Origin of the sequence: Methylobacterium carpenticola (genome assembly GCF_042748905.1) — a bacterium.
GTDB lineage: Bacteria > Pseudomonadota > Alphaproteobacteria > Rhizobiales > Beijerinckiaceae > Methylobacterium > Methylobacterium carpenticola.
This window is the reverse complement of sequence record NZ_JBHZEO010000001.1, coordinates 2,858,310-2,875,492: the sequence shown is the minus strand read 5'-3', so window position 1 is coordinate 2,875,492 and position 17,183 is coordinate 2,858,310. Positions and strand designations below refer to the sequence as shown.

18 protein-coding genes are annotated in these 17,183 nt (G+C 70.7%); 6 read left to right on the top strand and 12 right to left on the bottom strand.

All coding sequences use genetic code 11. From position 1 onward, the window contains the following. Nucleotides 1–12: 12 nt before the first annotated feature. The 8 genes from ACE101_RS13530 to ACE101_RS13495 all read right to left on the bottom strand — a co-directional run bounded on the left by ACE101_RS13530 (nucleotide 13) and on the right by ACE101_RS13495 (nucleotide 7,566). Nucleotides 13–2,955 carry a formate dehydrogenase subunit alpha gene (locus tag ACE101_RS13530; RefSeq protein ID WP_379130167.1) on the bottom strand — a complete coding sequence of 981 codons (2,943 nt, stop codon included), beginning with the start codon at nucleotides 2,953–2,955 and terminating at the stop codon, nucleotides 13–15. Nucleotides 2,956–2,962: 7 nt separating this feature from the next. Then, the gene (locus ACE101_RS13525) at nucleotides 2,963–3,205 is read right to left on the bottom strand and encodes a formate dehydrogenase (RefSeq protein WP_379130165.1); all 243 of its coding nucleotides are present in this window, start codon (nucleotides 3,203–3,205) and stop codon (nucleotides 2,963–2,965) included. 90 nt (nucleotides 3,206–3,295) lie between these two features. Further along, nucleotides 3,296–3,931: a TorD/DmsD family molecular chaperone gene (locus tag ACE101_RS13520; RefSeq protein ID WP_379130162.1), complete on the bottom strand. Its 636-nt coding sequence runs from the start codon at nucleotides 3,929–3,931 to the stop codon at nucleotides 3,296–3,298. An 87-nt stretch (nucleotides 3,932–4,018) separates the two neighbouring features. Continuing rightward, nucleotides 4,019–4,738: a DUF3306 domain-containing protein gene (locus ACE101_RS13515; protein WP_379130159.1), complete on the bottom strand. Its 720-nt coding sequence runs from the start codon at nucleotides 4,736–4,738 to the stop codon at nucleotides 4,019–4,021. After that, on the bottom strand, nucleotides 4,735–5,238 hold the full coding sequence (locus ACE101_RS13510) for a DUF3305 domain-containing protein (RefSeq protein ID WP_379130158.1): 504 nt from the start codon (nucleotides 5,236–5,238) through the stop codon (nucleotides 4,735–4,737). The genes ACE101_RS13515 and ACE101_RS13510 overlap by 4 nt, the downstream gene beginning before the upstream one ends. A 10-nt stretch (nucleotides 5,239–5,248) precedes the next feature. Further along, nucleotides 5,249–6,259, bottom strand: a complete 1,011-nt coding sequence (locus ACE101_RS13505; RefSeq protein WP_379130156.1) for a DUF6352 family protein — start codon at nucleotides 6,257–6,259, stop codon at nucleotides 5,249–5,251. A 15-nt stretch (nucleotides 6,260–6,274) separates the two neighbouring features. Beyond that, on the bottom strand, nucleotides 6,275–6,826 hold the full coding sequence (locus tag ACE101_RS13500) for a DUF6505 family protein (protein WP_379130154.1): 552 nt from the start codon (nucleotides 6,824–6,826) through the stop codon (nucleotides 6,275–6,277). Then, nucleotides 6,823–7,566, bottom strand: coding sequence for a biotin/lipoate--protein ligase family protein (locus ACE101_RS13495; RefSeq protein WP_379130151.1), 744 nt, complete (start codon nucleotides 7,564–7,566; stop codon nucleotides 6,823–6,825). Before ACE101_RS13495 ends, ACE101_RS13500 begins: the two co-directional genes overlap by 4 nt. A gap of 218 nt (nucleotides 7,567–7,784) precedes the next feature. Between ACE101_RS13495 and ACE101_RS13490 the strand changes: the two genes are divergently transcribed. Beyond that, a complete protein-coding gene (locus ACE101_RS13490; protein ID WP_379138662.1) occupies nucleotides 7,785–9,770 on the top strand; it encodes a 4Fe-4S binding protein in 1,986 nt (661 codons plus the stop codon). A gap of 125 nt (nucleotides 9,771–9,895) precedes the next feature. On the opposite strand, the gene ACE101_RS13485 is transcribed toward ACE101_RS13490, so the two are convergent. The 4 genes from ACE101_RS13485 to ACE101_RS13470 form a co-directional block, all read right to left on the bottom strand. Next, on the bottom strand, nucleotides 9,896–11,182 hold the full coding sequence (locus ACE101_RS13485; RefSeq protein ID WP_379130149.1) for a c-type cytochrome: 1,287 nt from the start codon (nucleotides 11,180–11,182) through the stop codon (nucleotides 9,896–9,898). Nucleotides 11,183–11,326: 144 nt separating this feature from the next. Next, on the bottom strand, nucleotides 11,327–11,566 hold the full coding sequence (locus ACE101_RS13480) for a hypothetical protein (RefSeq protein ID WP_379130146.1): 240 nt from the start codon (nucleotides 11,564–11,566) through the stop codon (nucleotides 11,327–11,329). A gap of 38 nt (nucleotides 11,567–11,604) precedes the next feature. Beyond that, complete coding sequence (locus ACE101_RS13475) at nucleotides 11,605–12,258, bottom strand: PRC-barrel domain-containing protein (protein ID WP_379130143.1); 654 nt, start codon at nucleotides 12,256–12,258, stop codon at nucleotides 11,605–11,607. A gap of 279 nt (nucleotides 12,259–12,537) precedes the next feature. Further along, nucleotides 12,538–12,684 (bottom strand): hypothetical protein, encoded by a 147-nt coding sequence (locus tag ACE101_RS13470; RefSeq protein ID WP_379130140.1) that lies wholly within the window; start codon nucleotides 12,682–12,684, stop codon nucleotides 12,538–12,540. Between the two features lie 367 nt (nucleotides 12,685–13,051). Between ACE101_RS13470 and ACE101_RS13465 the strand changes: the two genes are divergently transcribed. The 5 genes from ACE101_RS13465 (at nucleotide 13,052) to ACE101_RS13445 (ending at nucleotide 17,176) form a co-directional block, all read left to right on the top strand. Further along, nucleotides 13,052–13,249 (top strand): hypothetical protein, encoded by a 198-nt coding sequence (locus tag ACE101_RS13465; RefSeq protein ID WP_379130137.1) that lies wholly within the window; start codon nucleotides 13,052–13,054, stop codon nucleotides 13,247–13,249. An 800-nt stretch (nucleotides 13,250–14,049) separates the two neighbouring features. Then, entirely contained in the window at nucleotides 14,050–14,835 is a 786-nt protein-coding gene (locus ACE101_RS13460; RefSeq protein ID WP_379138659.1) for a transporter substrate-binding domain-containing protein, read from the top strand. Between the two features lie 30 nt (nucleotides 14,836–14,865). After that, nucleotides 14,866–15,609: an amino acid ABC transporter permease gene (locus ACE101_RS13455; RefSeq protein WP_379130135.1), complete on the top strand. Its 744-nt coding sequence runs from the start codon at nucleotides 14,866–14,868 to the stop codon at nucleotides 15,607–15,609. Beyond that, entirely contained in the window at nucleotides 15,606–16,376 is a 771-nt protein-coding gene (locus tag ACE101_RS13450) for an amino acid ABC transporter permease (RefSeq protein ID WP_379130132.1), read from the top strand. The genes ACE101_RS13455 and ACE101_RS13450 overlap by 4 nt, the downstream gene beginning before the upstream one ends. Nucleotides 16,377–16,393: 17 nt before the next feature. After that, nucleotides 16,394–17,176 carry an amino acid ABC transporter ATP-binding protein gene (locus tag ACE101_RS13445; protein WP_379130129.1) on the top strand — a complete coding sequence of 261 codons (783 nt, stop codon included), beginning with the start codon at nucleotides 16,394–16,396 and terminating at the stop codon, nucleotides 17,174–17,176. The last annotated feature ends 7 nt before the right edge of the window (nucleotides 17,177–17,183 follow it).

The following is a 17,183-nucleotide window of genomic DNA, read 5'->3' as shown; positions in this document are numbered from 1 at the left end:
GGGTCGCTCCTCTCAGGCTGCCTGGATCTGACACAGGGTGGCTTTCGTCTCCTGCATGCCCGTGACGGGATCGAAGCCGTAGGTCGTGACGGTGTTCACGCTTTCGCCGAGCACGACCGGATCCGTGCCCTTGGGGTAGAAATCACGCATGTCTTTGCCCTGGTACCAGCCAGAGAAATGGAAAGGCATGAACGCCACGCCCTTCCCGACGCGATCGGTGACGAGCGCCTTCACTTTGGTCTTGGACTTGTTCTCTGCGCCGGTCACCCAGACCCACTGGCCGTCCTTGATGCCGCGCTCGGCCGCGTCGCCGGTATTGATCTCGACGAACATGTCCTGCTGCAACTCGGCAAGCCACGGGTTCGAGCGCGTCTCCTCGCCGCCGCCCTCGTACTCGACGAGGCGACCCGAGGTGAGGATGATCGGGAAGTCCCGGGCGACGCCCCGCTCGACCGCCGCCTTCTGGACCGTGAAGCCGATATTGGGGATCCGGAACTGCCGCTCGTCGGGCCGGGTCGGGTACTTGGCGACGAGATCGGGCCGCGGCGAGTAGATCGGCTCGCGGTGGACGGGCACCGGGTCCGGCAGGTTCCAGGCATTGGCGCGCGCCTTGCCGTTGCCGAAGGGCGAGACGCCGTGCTCCAGGCAGACACGCTGGATCCCGCCCGACAGGTCGGTCGCCCAGCTCACGGTATCGGGCTTGTCCCCGCCGATCTTCAGGATCGTGGCGAGCTCATCCGCGGTCAGGTCCTTGTCCCAGCCGAGCTTCTTGAACACGCCAAGCGTGAATTCGGGATATCCATCGGTCAGGTCCGAGCCGTTCGAGAACGAATCCTCGGCGAGCAGGGTCTCTCCGTTTCGCTCGGTGCCGAAGCGGGCCCGGAAGGTGCCGCCGCCTTCCTTCACGTGCAGCGCGGTGTTGTAGAGGATCGCCGAGCCCGGATGGCGGATCTCGGGCTTGCCCCAGCACGGCCAGGGCAGGCCGTAATAGTCGCCGCCGACTTCCGGGTCGTCCTTCGGCGCCCGCAGCGTGACGAGATCGAACTTGTGCTGGTTGCGCATATGCGCCTTCAGGCGTTCGGGCGACTGGCCGCAATAGCCCGTGGACCAGCCGCCGCGGTTGATCTCCCGCAGGATATCCTCCGCCACGGGCACGTCGTTCTCGACCTTGATGTTCTTGAACATCGTCTCGGCGAAGCCGAGCTTCCGCGCCAGCCGGTACATCACCTCGTAGTCGTTCTTCGACTCGAAGGCCGGCTTAACGATCTGCTCGCCCCATTGCAGGGACCGGTTCGAGGCCGTGCGGCAGCCGTCCATCTCCAGCGAGGTGCAGATCGGCAGGAGATAGGTGTTGTCCTGCCGGGCATCGAGCGCCGCGAAGGTCGTCGGGTGCGGGTCGGCCACGACCAGAAGGTCGAGCTTGTTCATGCCCTCGATCGCCTCGGGCAGGCGCGTGACGGTGTTGCCGCCATGACCGAAAATCATGAACGCCTTGAGCGGGTTCTTCTGGTCGATCTGCTCGGCCGGCAGGTTGACCGCGTCGAACCAGCGGGTCGAGGTGATGCCCGGCGCCTCCATGTTCTCCTTGCGGGAGCGGGCCTTCCGCCCGGCCGCCGCCGGCACGTCGTCGAAGCGCGATTGCAGCCACTCGTAGGGCACGTCCCAGACGCGGGCCCAGTGCCGCCAGCCGCCCTCCACGAGGCCGTAATACAGGGGCAGCGTCGTCACATCGAGGCCGAGGTCGGTCGCGCCCTGCACGTTCGTGTGCCCGCGGAAGATGTTGGCGCCCGTGCCCGGCTTGCCGACGTTGCCGGTGGCGAGGCACAGGATGCACAGCGCCCGCACGTTGGCGGTGCCGACCGTGTGCTGGGTGTTGCCCATGCACCAGATCAGAGTTGCCGGCTTCTCCTTCGCGAATTTCTCCGCCACGCGACGAAGCTGCTCGCCGGGGACGCCCGAGACGCGCTCGACCTCCTCGGGCGTCCACTTGGCGACCTCCTTGCGCACGTCGTCCATGGCGTAGACGCGTTGGCGGATGAAGTCCTTGTCCTCCCAGCCGTTCTGGAAGATGTGCCAGAGGATGCCCCAGGCCACCGGGATGTCCGTCCCGGACCGGATGCGCACGTACTCGGTGGCGTGCGCCGCCGTGCGGGTGAAGCGGGGATCGATGACGATCATGTTGGCGCGGTTGATCTCCTTGCCCGACAGCACGTGCTGCATGGAGATCGGGTGCGCCTCGGCGGGGTTGCCGCCCATGATGATCATCGTCTTGGAATTGCGGATGTCGTTGTAGGAATTCGTCTGGGCGCCGTAACCCCAGGTATTGGCCACGCCGGCAACCGTCGTCGAGTGGCAGATTCGCGCCTGATGATCGATATTGTTGGTGCCCCAGAAGGCGCCGAACTTGCGCAGCAGGTAAGCGGCCTCGTTGGTGAACTTGGCCGAACCGAGCCAGTAGACGGAATCGGCGCCGTTCTTCTCGCGAATCGCGGTGAGCTTGTCGCCGATCTCGTCGATCGCCTGGTCCCAGGAGACCCGCTTCCACTGCCCGCCCTCGAGCTTCATCGGGTATTTGAGGCGGCGGTCGGAGGAGACCAGCTCGCGGATCGCCGCGCCCTTGGCGCAATGCGTGCCGCGGTTGATCGGGCTCGCCCAGGACGGCTCCTGACCGACCCAGACGCCGTTGACGACCTCGGCGGTAACCGTGCAGCCGACCGAGCAATGGGTGCAGATGTTCTTCCGGATCACCGTCTCGGGACCGACCGCCGAGGAGCCTGCGGCCTCCGCCTTGCGCACCGCGCCGAGCTGGATCGACCCGGCGGCGGCCAGCGCCCCGGCCGTCAGCCCGGATTTGCGCAGGAAGGCGCGCCGGTCGAGCACGCCGGCCGCGAGGCCCGCGGCGATCGCCTGATGCTTGCTGCGGCTCGCCTCGCCGCTCTTGCGCTTCGTCAGCATAGCCGCCTCACTTCGTCCCAGGCGCCGGATCGGGGTTCTTCAGCAACGTCTCGTAGCCGTTGGTGCGGTAGAACGCCTTGACGTGGTCGCTCTCGCGGTAGCGTGCCTTCGTCTCGGCGTCGCCGGGGTCGTAGGCCTGCGCCTCGGTCGCGCCCATGGGCGTGGCGACCGCGGCGGCCGCGGCCACGGTGCTGCCGCCGAGCGCCCGAAAGAACTGGCGGCGACCGAGCGGCTTCGGGTCCTGGCGCATCGATCCATCTCCTCGTGCAGCGCTCGCCCGCAAGGACAACACGCCTCGAACTTGTTCGTCGCAGCGCGGGCGTCGGACCCGCGGCGATTTTCACGCATCCATCGTGAAGGCTTCCGCCTCGACCTCGAGGAAGGCGCGGCCGAGCCCACCGACGGCCCGATAGAAGCGCGCGGCCTTCGCCTGTTCCAGGTCGGCGAAGAAGCGGGGGGCCCAGGGAGCGAGGTGACGGGCGAAGAACTGCGCCTGCGACACGCCTTCGGCCGCGAAACGCCTGCCCGCCAGCCCGGCCATGACCTCCAGGAGGAACGCGAGATGATCCTCCGGCTCGCTCATCCCCTCGACGCGGGCGAGCCCGAGCGTCGCGAGATCCTGGCGGACCCGCGCCAACGGGCGCTCGTTGAGGAAGCCGGTGAGATAGTAGGAGGCGTAAGGCAGCAGCTCGCCCCGGCCGACCCCGATGAAGAGCTCGAAGAACTCGCGCTCGATGGCCGGAGCCGTCGCCTGCGCGGCCGCCCGGCCCAGATCCGCGACCGCGCGGCCCAGGATGCCGTCCCCCGGCCCGAGGGCGGCGAGGCCGTCGAGCAGGGATGGCTCCGGGGCGCGGCCCATGAGAACGGCGAGAAGGTCGTAATGCCGGGCGCGCAGCAGATCGACATCATCCGGGCGATCGCCTGTCCCCGACGCCTCGCCCGCCGGACTTCCCAACGCAGACGCTACCGAACCCATCGATCTCCTCGAGCCCACCCCGAGACGCGTACTTTGTAACGACCTTAAGAAGCATTCGCATTGCACGCAACTCAATCTTTGCGTGTTTCACGCCGGCATCGCCCCGCCGTGACGCCGCACCCGCGGCCTCGATGCCGCCTCGGAGCGGGGAGCAGGATCCCGGGCCGGAGAACGCGCGTCGGGCTGCTGCGAAGGCGCATCGGATGCGGGCTGGACGGTCGGCATCGTCTCCGCCGGAGGCGCCGCGGCCTCGGCCATCGCCCGCTCCGCCGTTGCGGGAGCCGCTGGAGAGGCCGCCTCGTCCTCGTCGAGGCGGGGCAACCCGTCGGCCGGCGTCAGGGCCTCCTGCGGCGGGCCGTCCACGATCCGGCGCAGCATGGCCTGAACGTCGTCGCTGGGCAGAAGCGGGCCGAGGCCGGGCACGCCGCCGGGACTGTTCCAATCGTAGGCGTATTCCCGGGCCTCGCTGACGAAGTCGCGGATGGCGGGATCGAGGGACCACATCCGGCGGAGGGCGGCGTTGCGCAGGACCGCCGGCACGCCGACGCGCAGGAACGGCGCGAGGTCGCTCTCCGGCGTCAGCGATTCGAGCGGTGGCAGATCCACCTGCGGATCCTCGGCCTCCGGCCGCTCCGGCGGGCCGGGATCCGAAAGCGGATCCGGGACACCGGCCGCCGCTTCGGTTCCGGGGCTGGCCGCCACGGCGGAGGCGGTCTGGTCCTCGGCGGCCGTCGCGCGCTCGGCCTCCTCCGCGGCGCGGACGGCGCGCTTGCGGCGCGCCCAGCGGGAAAGGAAGTCCTCGCTCATGGCAGCCCCTCCCGGGTCCCGGGCGTACGACGGGCGAGCGCTTCGGGATCGGCGCGGTCGCGCTTGCGCTTCTCGAACTTGCGCTCGACGTGGAAGGCCTCGAAGAAGGCGACCAGCTTGGCCTGCACCTCGGGCGGCATCGGCACGGCCTCGACGATCTCGCCGATCCCCTCGGCCATGGCCTCGCCCTCGTAAGGATCGGCCGTGACGCTCGCCACGGCGTAAGCATCCTCGTCGGTGCTCCGCAACGCGACCCACAGGGACGGGCGCCCGGAGACGAGATTGTCACGGTAATGCGCGGTCGCGCCCGGGTGGAGGGACACCTCGTAGGAGCCGGCGTAGAAGGTCGTTTCGTCCTCGGTCTCGGACAGCGTGGTCCCGGGGGCCGCGTCCGCGGCGGCCGGCAACGCCCCGACCGGCAGCCAGGCATGGCTCGCCCAGGGGCCCTTCAGGCGCCTGCGCGCGACGATGATGCCGACCTCGAACCGATCCTCGGGCATTGCATCCACCTCAGGCCGCCTCCCGGCTGCCGGCCAGGGGCAATCCGACAACGAGGTTGTGGGGCTTGAGCTGCAAGGTCCGGTCCGGCGACGCGGCGAGCAGGAGATAGACCGGCCGGGTGCCGACCGCGGGCTCCACCTGCGCGGGATCGTCGAAGACGAGGCTGAACGCGGCGAGCAGGCGCTCGCGCGCCGCCGCGTCGAGCGTCTCGCCGTGCCACAGCGCATTCCCGATGCGGGTGCCCTCCGCATCGAGCCCGACGAACCAGCGCCAGTCGGGATCCTCCAGCCGGTCGAGCGGCGTCACCCGCACGCGGACATTGAGCAGATGCTGCACGAAGACCTCGATCGCCCGCGCCAGCCCCGCGCGGCTGCGCGGATCGGAGCCGAGATTGAGCGCCATGGTGAAGGCGTCCGAGCGGCTCCAGTAGGTCCAGGCGTTCTCGTCGGTGAGCACGTCGAGTTCGCCGGCCGGATCCCGGCCGAGCATCGCGACGAGGGGCGAGAGCGGAGCGCCGCCCACGCGCGCGGCGATCACCTCGGCGTCGGCGAGGAGCACCGCGCCCTCGTGGACGCTCACCCGCTGAGGCCGGAAGAACAGCTCGGCTGCGCGCAGCACGAACGGGTCGTCGCAGCCGTCGAGGCCGTTGCGCAGGATCAGGTGCACGAGCTGGTTCAGAAACAAGGAGGGCACGCCCTGCAGGTTGCCACGCACGAGCGACAGATAGGCCGCCTCGATCGAACGCGCCGCGAGGAGGCGGTCCCGGAAGGCGAGGATCACGCCCCAGTTCTCGCGGGCGTCGGCGTCGGCGATCGCGGCGACCTCCCCGGGTGTCACACGCCGCCGCGGCGCCGCCATCAGCGCCGCGTGGAGCGCCCGCTCGGCCGGGCAGGCCTCTGCCGGCGGCACGAGTTCCGGCCGCGCCAGATAGGCGAGGATCAGCTCGTCCGTGACGGCCAAGCCGCCGCCCTCGGTCCTCCGCGTGAGATGATGGCCGCTCGAAACCCAGAACTCGGTCATCCCGTCAGCATCCCGTCAGCGTTCCGCCGTCGTGTCGCGCAGGAGCCCGACGAGGTCGGCCTCCTCCTCCGGCCCGGCCTCGTCGATCTCGACGAGGTGAAAGGCGCGCCCGTGCCGCTGCTCCGCGCCCGGGCGCTGATGAAGGGTGCGGAAATCCTCGCGGATCTCCCCGTCACCCGCCGTGCGATGCATCGCCACCACGCTGCCGACCGGCACCTTGCACAGAGAGGCGGCGACGTCGATCTCCTCGCGCGCCGCGGCGCGGGCCGCATCCCGGTCCGGCGCGCCGAAGCGCGCGTGGATGTGGGCGGCCAAGGCCTCCACCGCCGCGTCGCGCTCGGCCTCGCTCGCCTCGCTCACGACGACGAGCGTCGAGAAGCCGAGCGATCGCACGCCGACGAAGCCGGACCGGAAGGCGGCCCGCGTCTTCCCGGACAGCGCCGCGATGTCGGCGTCCATGAACAGGAACGAGCCCGTCACGGCCCACTCGCCGGGTTCGGCGGCCTGCTCGAACACGAATGTGTCAGACGGGTCGAGCCGGAGGGTCCGCGGCAGTTTCAGGCTCACAGGCGAACTGCTCCGGTCTCAGGATCGTGCCAGCCGGGCGCCAGGAGGGCGCGGGCCAAGGGCGCGTGTTCGGTCCGGCCGTCTGGGTGCGAGAACCGGGCATCGCCGGCGTCGTCGAGCGCGGCGCGCCGGCCGGACTCGCCGTCCAGCCGGGCGAGGTAGCGGGCCGCGACGTGCCCGAACCCGTCCTCGCGCCAGATTTCGAAGGTCTTGGTGAGGTGGCGCGCGAAGCTCTCGGCGAAGGGGCCGTGGAGGTCCGGCGGGAAGCCCTCCTCCTCCAGGGCCGTCGAATCCGGCGTCAGCCCGGGATCACCGGACGCGGCCTTCGAGACGATGAGCATGGCGGAGAAGACGAGCCAATCCGGCTCCGCGTCCTCGGCGCAGGTCGCCGGCCAGCCGAGGCGCCCGCCGCCGAGCCGCGCGCCGTTGAACATCAGGGTGGCGGGCCAGTGAAACCGCACCGGAATGTCCGGCGGTCCGAAGACGCCGACCGCATCGGCGAGAGCCGCCATGCCGGCAAAGACGGCGCGTCGCGCGCTGCGCAACGGCTCGTCGGGCGCGAGCACCACGGCGAGGTCGATCAGGTCGCTGCGCGTGCCGAGCACCAGGGTCGCGGGGGCCTCGCCGGCGCCGGCAAGCCGGCACGCCTCGGCATGGGCGTCCCCGGTCGCGACGCGCTCGCTGAAGCCCGGCGGCAGGACCAGCCCGGCACGGGGGGATGAAACGGGACGGGACGTCATGGCCTCGTCGTCATGGCCTCGTGCATATGGCCTCGTGCATGAGGTGGTCGGGGAGGCAGGGGGCGGTCGCACCCTGCGCCCGCATGTCGGATCGTACTCTCGAACCGTTCGACTATAAGGGCTTCGTCCCTTCGCGCGAAGGGACCCGCGTGTCTCGCCTCGTTCCGGGTTCATCCGTGTCCGACCGTCTCGTCTTCGCCTGCTCCTGCGAGCGGATGATGTCCCTCGACGCAGCCGCCATCGGCAAGGGCTGCGGCGGCCGCCTCGTCACCGCCGACCAGCTCTGCGGCCGGGAGCTCGATCGCTTCCGCGAGGCCTTGGCGGCGGGCGGACCCGTCACGGTCTCCTGCACCCTGCAGGCGCCGCTCTTCGACGAGGTCGCCGAGGAGATGGCGGCCGAGGACCGCGTCGCCTACGCCAAGATCCGCGAGACGGCCGGCTGGTCGACGGAGGCCGCCTCCGCGGGGCCCAAGATGGCGGCCCTGCTGGCGGCCGCGAGCGAGCCGGTGCCGGTCGCCGGAACGGTGCCGCTGGAGAGCCGCGGCGTCGCTCTGATCTACGGGCGCGACGAGGCCGCGGTCGAGGCCGGGCGACGGCTCGCCGCGCATCTCGACGTGACCGTGCTGCTGACGCCGGGCGGCGAGGTCGCCCCCCTCCACCGCAACACCTTCCCCGTGCTGCAAGGCAGGGTGCGGGGCGCGAAGGGCCATCTCGGCGCGTTCGAGCTGCGCATCGACGACTACGCCCTGCCGGCGCCGTCCTCGCGCAACCGTCTGGTCTTCGGGCCGGCACGCGACGGCGCCGTCTCGACCTGCGATCTCGTGCTGGACCTGTCGGGGAACCCGCCGTTGTTTCCCGCGCACGACCTGCGCAGCGGTTATCTGCGGGCCGATCCGCGTGACCCGGCCGCGGTCGAGCGCGCGCTGGCGGAGGCCTCCCACCTCGTCGGCGCGTTCGACAAGCCGCGCTTCATCGACTTCCACGGCGCGCTCTGCGCGCATTCGCGCTCGCGCATCACCGGCTGCACCCGCTGCCTGGAGGTCTGCCCGACCGGCGCCATCGCCCCGGCCGGCGACAGCGTGGCGATCGACCCGTTCGTCTGCGCGGGCTGCGGCAGTTGCGCGGCCGTCTGCCCGACCGGGGCCGCCGCCTACGCGCTGCCGCCGGCCGATGCGCTGATGCGGCGGCTGCGGAGCCTGATGCGGGCCTACCGGGCCGCCGGTGGAGCGCGCGCGCTCGTCCTCTTCCACGACGGCGAGCACGGCGAGCCCCTGATCGATGCGCTCGGCCGCTCCGGCGAGGGACTGCCGGCCCACGTGCTTCCGGTGCAGGTCAACGAGGTCACCCAGATCGGTCCCGAGGCGATCGTGGCCCTCTTCGCCTACGGAGCCGCCGCCATCCGGATGCTCGTTCGGGCGCGTCCCAAGCACGACCTGACCCCCCTCCATGGCACCATCGGCCTGGGCGACGCGGTGGCGCGGGCGCTCGGCTACGGCCCGGAGACCGGGGCCGCGGTCGTCGCGACGATCGAGACCGACGATCCGGACGTGCTCGGGGAGGCGCTGCGCGCCGCGGCGCTCGGCCGTCCCACCTCGGCTCCGGCGGGGCTGGTGCCGGACGGGCCCAAGCGCGACGTGCTGCGTCATGCTCTGCGGGAGATGCACATCGCCGCGCCCGACCCGGTGGCGCGGGTTCCGCTTCCGGCCGGCGCGCCCTTCGGCGGCCTCGACTTCCGCTCGCAGGATTGCACGCTGTGCCTCGCCTGCGTCGGCGCCTGTCCGACCCAGGCCCTCTCCGACAGCACCGAGAAGCCGCTTCTCGCCTTCAACGAGAGCCTGTGCGTGCAGTGCGGGCTCTGCGCCGCAACCTGCCCGGAGGACGTGATCTCCCTGCGCCCGCAGGTGGATTTCGGCGCATGGGCGGCCCCCCGCCGGATCATGAAGGAGGAGGAGCCCTTCTGCTGCACCCAGTGCGCGAAGCCGTTCGGGACGCGGGCGACGATCGAGCGTGTGATCGAGCGATTGCGCGGGCAGCACTGGATGTTCAGTGGCGCGGGCGGGGAGGACCGCATCCGCTCCTTGATGATGTGCGAGGATTGCCGCGTCGAAGCCGCGCTCAATCAGGGCTTCGACCCGCATGCGATGCCGGAGCGCACGAAACCGCGCACGAGCGAGGATTACATCCGCGAGCGCTCCGGCGGCTAGAGCCGCGCCCGACCACATTGCAATCGGACGCTGCTCCGAGGCGCTTCCCGCCGAGGCGATCACCGGACCGGCGGAGACCATCATGCAAGCCGTAAGTCGGGCAGAACCGCCCGGTGCGACCCTGCTCAGGGCGAGCGGGTGACCTTCTCGAGGAAGCGCACGAGCGCTTCCCGATCGACGGCACTGCCGATCGTCTGCTCGGGCATCTTCGTGCCGGGCGTGTACCGGGACGGGCCCACCTCGAAGAGGCGCGCGACCGTCTCGGGCGTCCACACGATATCCATCCGCTTCAAGGGCTCCGAATAGCGGTAGCCCGCCACGCTGGCGATCCGCCGGCCGAAGATTCCGGCGAGGGTCGGCCCGGCCCGGTTGCCCTCATCCGCCGTCAGAGTGTGACAGGCGATGCAGGCCCTGAACACTTCGGCGCCGCGGTCACCGTGAAAGCCCGCGAGGGGATCGTCCCGGCGCGCCATGGCGAGCGTCCCGACCGGCTCGCCGCTTCTCGCCTGCCAGCGCCGCACCAGCCGGTCGCCGCCGCCGGTGACGAGTTCGGTCCCATCCGGCCGCCAAGCCACGGACCAGATCGGCAGGCCGGGTCCGACGAGCCGCAGCAGGATCCGCCCCGTCGCCCGCTCGATGATGGCCACGGTGCCGCCCGCCGTCGCCGCCGCGATCCGCGTGCCGTCCGGCGACGGCGCAAGCGCGATCACGGGATCGGGGCCAAGCTCCACGGCGGCACGCACCGCACCGTCCGGGCGCAGGAAGCGCACGGTCGCGTCGGCGCCGGCCGCGACGATCTCCCCGTCCCCGGTCACGGCAACCGCGCTGAGAGCCGTCGGCAGCGTCGCGGTGGTGACCGGAGCGTTGCCGCGCGGCCAGATCCGCACGGTGGCGTCGGCGCCCACGGTGACCGGCCGACCATCGGGCAGGAAGGCGACCGCGTTCACATTGCCCTGATGCCCTTCGAGCACCTGGGCCGGACCCCCGGCGAGCGGCCAGAGCCTCGCCGTCCCGTCCCAGGAGGCCGAGGCGAGAGCCGTGCCGTCCGGGGAGACGGCGAGGCCGACGACTGGCCCCGAATGAGCGTCGAGCACCTGCTCCGGATCGGAGCGTCCGAGCCGCCACAGGGCGACGCGCCCGTCCTCCGAGGCGCTGGCGAAGCGCCCGTCGGGCAGGGCCGCGACCGCGTTCACCGCGCCGTCGTGGAAGCGCAGCACGCCGAGTGCCGCTCCCGTGTCGAGGGACCACAGGATGATCGACTGGTCGAAGCTGCCGGAGATCACGAGGCGCCCGTCGGGATTCACGGCGAGCGCGCGCACCGGCCCCCCATGTCCGCGCATCTGGGCCACGGCCGGTAGGGCGACGAGCAGGCCGGCGATCAGACCGAGGATCCGGGACAGGCGCATCGTCATGGGGATCGGCCTTGCTGGTGGTGGCTCATCGGCAATCCACGCCCGTTCAACCCCCCCTGCGGGGCGGTTCGCACGCATCCGCGACCGGATCCCCGCGGGCCGGTGTTCGTCCCGAGAGACGGCCCGCCTCGCGGGCGACGACATTCAGCGCGGCGGCGGGCCGGACTGGCGACGGCGCGCCACGTACCAGAGCGCCAGGACGACCAGAGCCACCAGGGCGCTCAGCCAGACCCAGTTGAAGTCGGTCGCGGCGGCGGTGGCCGCTCCGGAGCTCGATCCTGAGGGCCCCGTTTCGGAGATCGGTGGTCCCGGATTCGTCTGCTGGGCCAGCGCGCCCTGCAGGCTTGAGGCCCAGACCAGGCTGGCGGCGACGGCGTTCCTCATGGGGTTCCCTCCGGACAGGACGGGCACGCGAATGATATTCAGGGGCGGGGCGCCTTGAAGCGGAAGGCCGGGGCGTCCTGAAGCTGGGCCTTGGTCAGGCGGATCTCGGCGTGCCACGGCGTATCGCCGGCGAAGATCGTCGCGGGGGCAGCAGCGGGGCGCTGCGGCTCGACCGGACCGGTCGCCTCGGTCACGCGGCCGCTGTGCTGGTTCTGGACCGCCGCGAGCACGTCCCGGGTGGTCCCCGCACCCGGCATCGCGTGCGGCGCGACCTCGGCAGCCGCCTGGGCGCTCGGCGCGGTCTGCGGTGAGACGACCGCGCCCGGCCCACCCGTCAGCGGCACGTCGCTGAGGTTCCAGGCAAGCTGATCGAACGGGACGGCGACGGACTTCTCGCCCACGCCCAGAAAGCCGCCGACGCCGATGACGACCGCTCGCACGCGCCCGCTTCCATCGACCAGCACATCCTCGATCCGGCCGACGCGCACGTGGTCCATGCCGATCACGGGGACGCCGATGATCTTGGAGGCGCGCAGCGTTCCCGGCTCAGGACCCTGGAGGAACGGCGGGATCGCGGCGTTCGCCTGGCCGGGCTGGATCGTCTCCGCTTCCGCCGAGTCCGCTTCCGCCGAGCGGGCGGGCATCGCCGCGGCCAGAAGGAAAACGGCGCCCAGAACCACGGTTCCGGCCATGTCACGACGCATCCCCGGCGCTCCACGCTTCGCGGCAGTCATACAAGGCGTCAACAACGCGGGCCCGTCCGCGGTTCATGTCCGGCCCAGACGCCCGGGTTGGGGTTGGGTGGGAGACAGACGGCCGGCGTCCGAAAAACCTCCGCACGACCCGACCTGAAGGGGCCCGGATCACCGTCCGAGTCCGGCCGGGAGCAGGCGGCCGAGACGGTCACGCTGGCTGAGTTCAGGCCCGAACCCTGCCGGCGCGGCGGATGCCGGCCACCCGCCTGAGCGGCCTCAGTCCTTCGGCGTCCTGGTGCTCTCGTCGCCGCCCGGCTGGTCCGTTCCCTGCCCCGGCCGGTGGATCGGCTCGCGTCCGCCGGTCAGCGTCCTGGCATCGTCGATCAGCTCTTCCGCCACGTCTCGGTCGCGCTCACGATCCATCGGGCCTCTCCTCCTCGAACGCGGCGAAATGGCGCGCGGCACCCGGAGCGCAAGGGGTGGGCTGCGTCAGGGGCCGGTGGCGGCCGAGCCTGCGAAACGCCCCTTGAGCGCCCATTCGCAAGCTCGCGAGAGTCGACGGAATGCTGATGTCGCCAGTAATGGTCTCGGCCGTCCGGGCGCCCGCATCGGCGGTCTTCGTTGTTGGATTTGTGATTGATTTGGCTGTTCTTGCGATGTCACGTCCATGCGACACGAACCGGCGGCCATGATCTGCGCCCCGACCGCTACCCCGTAAGATGATGAAGCGTCCGTGAACCCTCGTGCGATTCTCCTCGTTCATGGACGAGGGTGGTGAGGGAGCCGACGGATGATCGCTGTGAGCAAGAGCGGGCGGCCGGCACGGATCATCGAGCTGGGCACGTACGGGCAGGCCCGCTACGCGCGGATGAGCACCGGCGAGACGATCTGGTGGGGCTCCGAGGAGGATGTTCCCGATCAGGTCGCGCGCGCGGCGGCGATGGCCGAGGTCACCCAGGCTGCCGGCACAAAGCCGGAGGCTGCCTGAACCCCCGGAGCCTATGCGCCTGGCTTCGAGGCCCGCCTGCCGACACCTCAGGGGCCGGCGGTCGGAAGGGGCAGCGGATCAGGTTGCTGAGGGGGGTCGACTCGCCAGCAACCTGACCCGCCGATGACGCCGTTCTATTGCGGGCAGCAGGAGATGGGCGCCACACGTCAGCTGTGTCCCGGATTCCGCCCGCTGTCTTCAACTTTGGTTTAATCCAGGCCGGCCTCGGCCATTCGGCCACGATCGCGGCGGCCGTTCTCGACGGATGGCAGCGGGTCGGGGTTGTGCGTTGGAGGGGCCGTTCCCGACCCGCTGGTGCCGCTGCGCATGCCGTTCGGGGTCTCGTTCGAAGAGCGCACACACCGGCACGCGCCCTTTATGGCACCGGACGGGCGTGTCGTCGTTCACTCAGGTTGCCTGTCGGGCCCGGCCTCAGGTGGTCGGCATCAGGTGCGGCTCCGGCCGGTCCGAAATGCCCGGCACCCCTCGGTCGCGGCACACCGCGACAGGGACGCGGGGGCCGTCACGATCGCCTCCGCGCTCCGGAGCCCGCCGGGGGACACCGCGTCCGCCCGGCATGAAATCTACAAAACCCATCGAATTTGGGATATGCCGCGCCGGCCGGCCCGCTTCCGACTGCGTCGGATCGAACACGGAATGCGCCAGACGCCCCTCGCTCCCCTTCCGCATGGCACGGTCCGGAGGAACCCGCCTCCCGGGCCCTTGCGCCAGCCCTCAAGCAGCCGATCGCGATGACCCTGAACACCCACCTCCTCCGTGCCGCAACGCTGGTCGCCGGCATGATCGCCGGTCTCTCCGCGGCCTCGGCCGACGCCACCCTCGACCGCATCAAGGCGCGGGGGAAATTCACCGTCGGCGTGATCCTGTCGGGTGCCCCGTTCGGCTCCATCGATCCGAAGACCCAGGAGCAGAAGGGCTTCAACATCGATCTCGCCAAGGCGCTCGCCGAGAAGCTGGGCGTCGAACTCGCCACCGTCACGGTGACGCCGCCGAACCGCGTGCAGTTCCTGCAACAGGGCAAGGTGGACGCCCTCCTCGCCAACATGCAGGTCACCGACGAGCGGGCGAAGATCATGGACTTTCCGCCGACCGTCTTCGATCGCGCCGGCGGCGCCGCCGTCGGGCGCAAGGACAGCGGCATCAAGGACTGGGCCGACCTGAAGGGCAAGCCGGTCTGCGTCTCGCAGGGCTCGAACTTCACCCAGCCGCTGATCGAGCAGTACGGGGCCGTGGTGAAGGGCTTCCCGAGCCAGCCGGAATCGCTCCTGGCGCTGAAGGGCGGCACCTGCGTCGTCGCCGTCCATACCGGCGCGACGGTCGCCCTGATGCTGGAGGACCGTGCCGACGAGTGGAAGGATTACGCGATCCTCGTCCCGACCGAGATCGTGCCGGCGGATTCGGTGGTCTGGATCCGCAAGGGCGAGAAGGACACCGCCGCCGCCCTCGACAAGGCGCTGCGCGAGCTGATCGCCTCCGGCAAGCTCTTGGAGATCGCGAAGGCCAATCGGCTCCACAACACGACCTTCATCGAGGAGGAGCAGAAGAAGCTCTCGGCGGCCCGGTGACGGCGGCGTGAGCCCAGGGAGCCGACACCGATGCGGGACGCCGTGATCCAGGGCTTCATCGCCCTGGCGAGCCAAGTCGGGCTCAATTTCGACTTCCTGACGAGCCCGTTCGAGGTCCGGATGTGGCTCGACGGGATGGCGACGACGCTCGTCCTCGTCGCCCTCACCATCCCGCTCAGCCTCGCCGGCGGCGTCGCCCTGGCGGCGGCGCTGACCTCCGGCCGGCCCTGGCTCTCCGGGCCCGCGCGGGCCTATGTCGAGCTCACCCGCAACACGCCGACGCTGGTGCAGCTCATGTTCACCGTCCTGGTGGTCAACATGCTGATCTCGAAGGCGCTCGGCGGCGCGCAGAACAACCCGTTCGGGGCCTTCTTCTGGCTGGTCTCGGTCGTCGGCCTCCATGTCGCGGCCTTCCACGCCGAGGCCCTGCGCGGCGGCATCGAGGCGGTGCCGGCGGCGACCGTCGAGGCGGCGCGCGGGCTCGGCTTCTCGCGCCTCGAGGTGCTGCGGGTGGTCGAACTGCCGCTCGCGCTCCGCACGGCCCTGCCGGCGATCGTCAACAACCTCGTCAACCTGGTGAAGCTGACCACGATCGGCTACGCCGTCGCGGTCAACGAGATCACCTATGCCTCGCTGATGATCTGGACCCAGCGCGACAACGTGGTCGAGCTGATGATCGTGCTGCTCCTGTTCTTCAGCCTGATCAACCTCGCGGTCGCGCGCCTCGGCGCCTGGATCGAGCGCCGGCTGGCGGTCCCGGGATTCGGGCAATGACGGCGTCCGGTGCCCCTTCGCCGCGGCGGTCCGGACCGGTCGTCCTGGCCGCGGGCCTGAGCGCTGCGGTCGGTCTCTGGCTCGCCCTCGATCCGTCGCTCGGGCGCGTGCTGCTGGAATGGCTGCCCTATCTCGCCCGCGGCTTCGCGATGAACGTCTGGATCAGCCTCCTCGCCATGGCGCTCGGCACGCTCGCCGGCATCGTCCTCGGCGCGATGGAGCTGGCCCCGCTCCGCCCGGTCCGGGCCGCGGCCATCGCCTACGTGCAACTGTTCCGCAACGCGCCGCACCTCGTGCTGATCTTCGCCACGACCTACATCTTCCCCTTCGAGATCGTCGCCTTCGGCCATTACATCCCGTTCCCGGACTGGGTGAAGGCGGTGATCGGGCTCGCCATCCCGGCGAGCGCCCACACCGCCGAGATCACCCGCGGCGCCATCCAGTCGATCCCGACCCCGCAATGGGACGCCGCCAAGGGGCTCGGCTTCTCCCGCATCGAGGCGCTGCGCTGGATCATCCTGCCCCAGTGCCTGCGCCGGGCGCTGCCGCCCTGGATGAACCTCTACGCCTCGATCTGCATGGGAACGGCCCTGGCCTCGCTCGTCGGGGTGCACGAGCTGCTCCACGCCGCCACCGATGCCAGCACGGCGGTGAGCCGCACCGACTTCACCGTCCTGACCTACGTCACGGTGCTCATCGCCTTCTTCCTGTTCTGCTATCCGGTGTCGCGCCTCACGCAGCGGCTCGAGCGGCGCTTCGCCCGGTGAGTTCCGAAGGGTCCGCCATGACCGCGCTGTCCACTCCCCTCGTCGCCCTCGAGGACGTGCATCTGAGCTTCGGCCCGAACGAGGTGCTGAAGGGCATCGACCTGACGGTCGCCCGCGGCGAGGCCGTCTCGATCATCGGCCCGTCCGGTTCGGGCAAATCCACGATCCTGCGCTGCATCAACGCGCTGCTGGCGCCGAGCGCCGGCCGCATCACCGTCAGCGGCGTGCGGGTCGATGCCCTGCGCAGCGAGGCCGAGCGCATCGCCCTGCGCAAGCGCATCGGCATCGTCTTTCAGCAGTACAACCTGTTTCCGCACCTCACCGTGCTCGACAACATCACGATCGCGCCGGTCCGCATCCTGAAGGAGAAGCGGGCGGCGGCCGAGCGCCACGCCCGCGAACTCCTCGAACGGGTGCGCCTCGCCGACAAGGTCGCGGCCTATCCGGGGCAGCTCTCGGGCGGGCAGCAGCAACGGGTCGCCATCGCCCGGGCGCTCGCCATGCGGCCGGACCTCGTGCTGTTCGACGAGGTGACCTCCGCCCTGGATCCGGAAACGGTGGGCGAGGTCCTGGCGGTGATCCGCGGGCTGGTGCGGGACGGCATGACCAGCCTCCTCGTCACGCACGAGATGCGCTTCGCGCAGGAGATCAGCGACAAGGTGGTGTTCACCGAGAACGGGCGGATCGTGGAGGAAGGACCGCCCGACCGGATATTCCACCACTCCGTCAATCCGCGCATCCGGCAGTTCGTGCGCGGTCTCGGGGCCCGCGAGGCGGTGCAGCCCGGCGAAGGGATCTGACGCGACC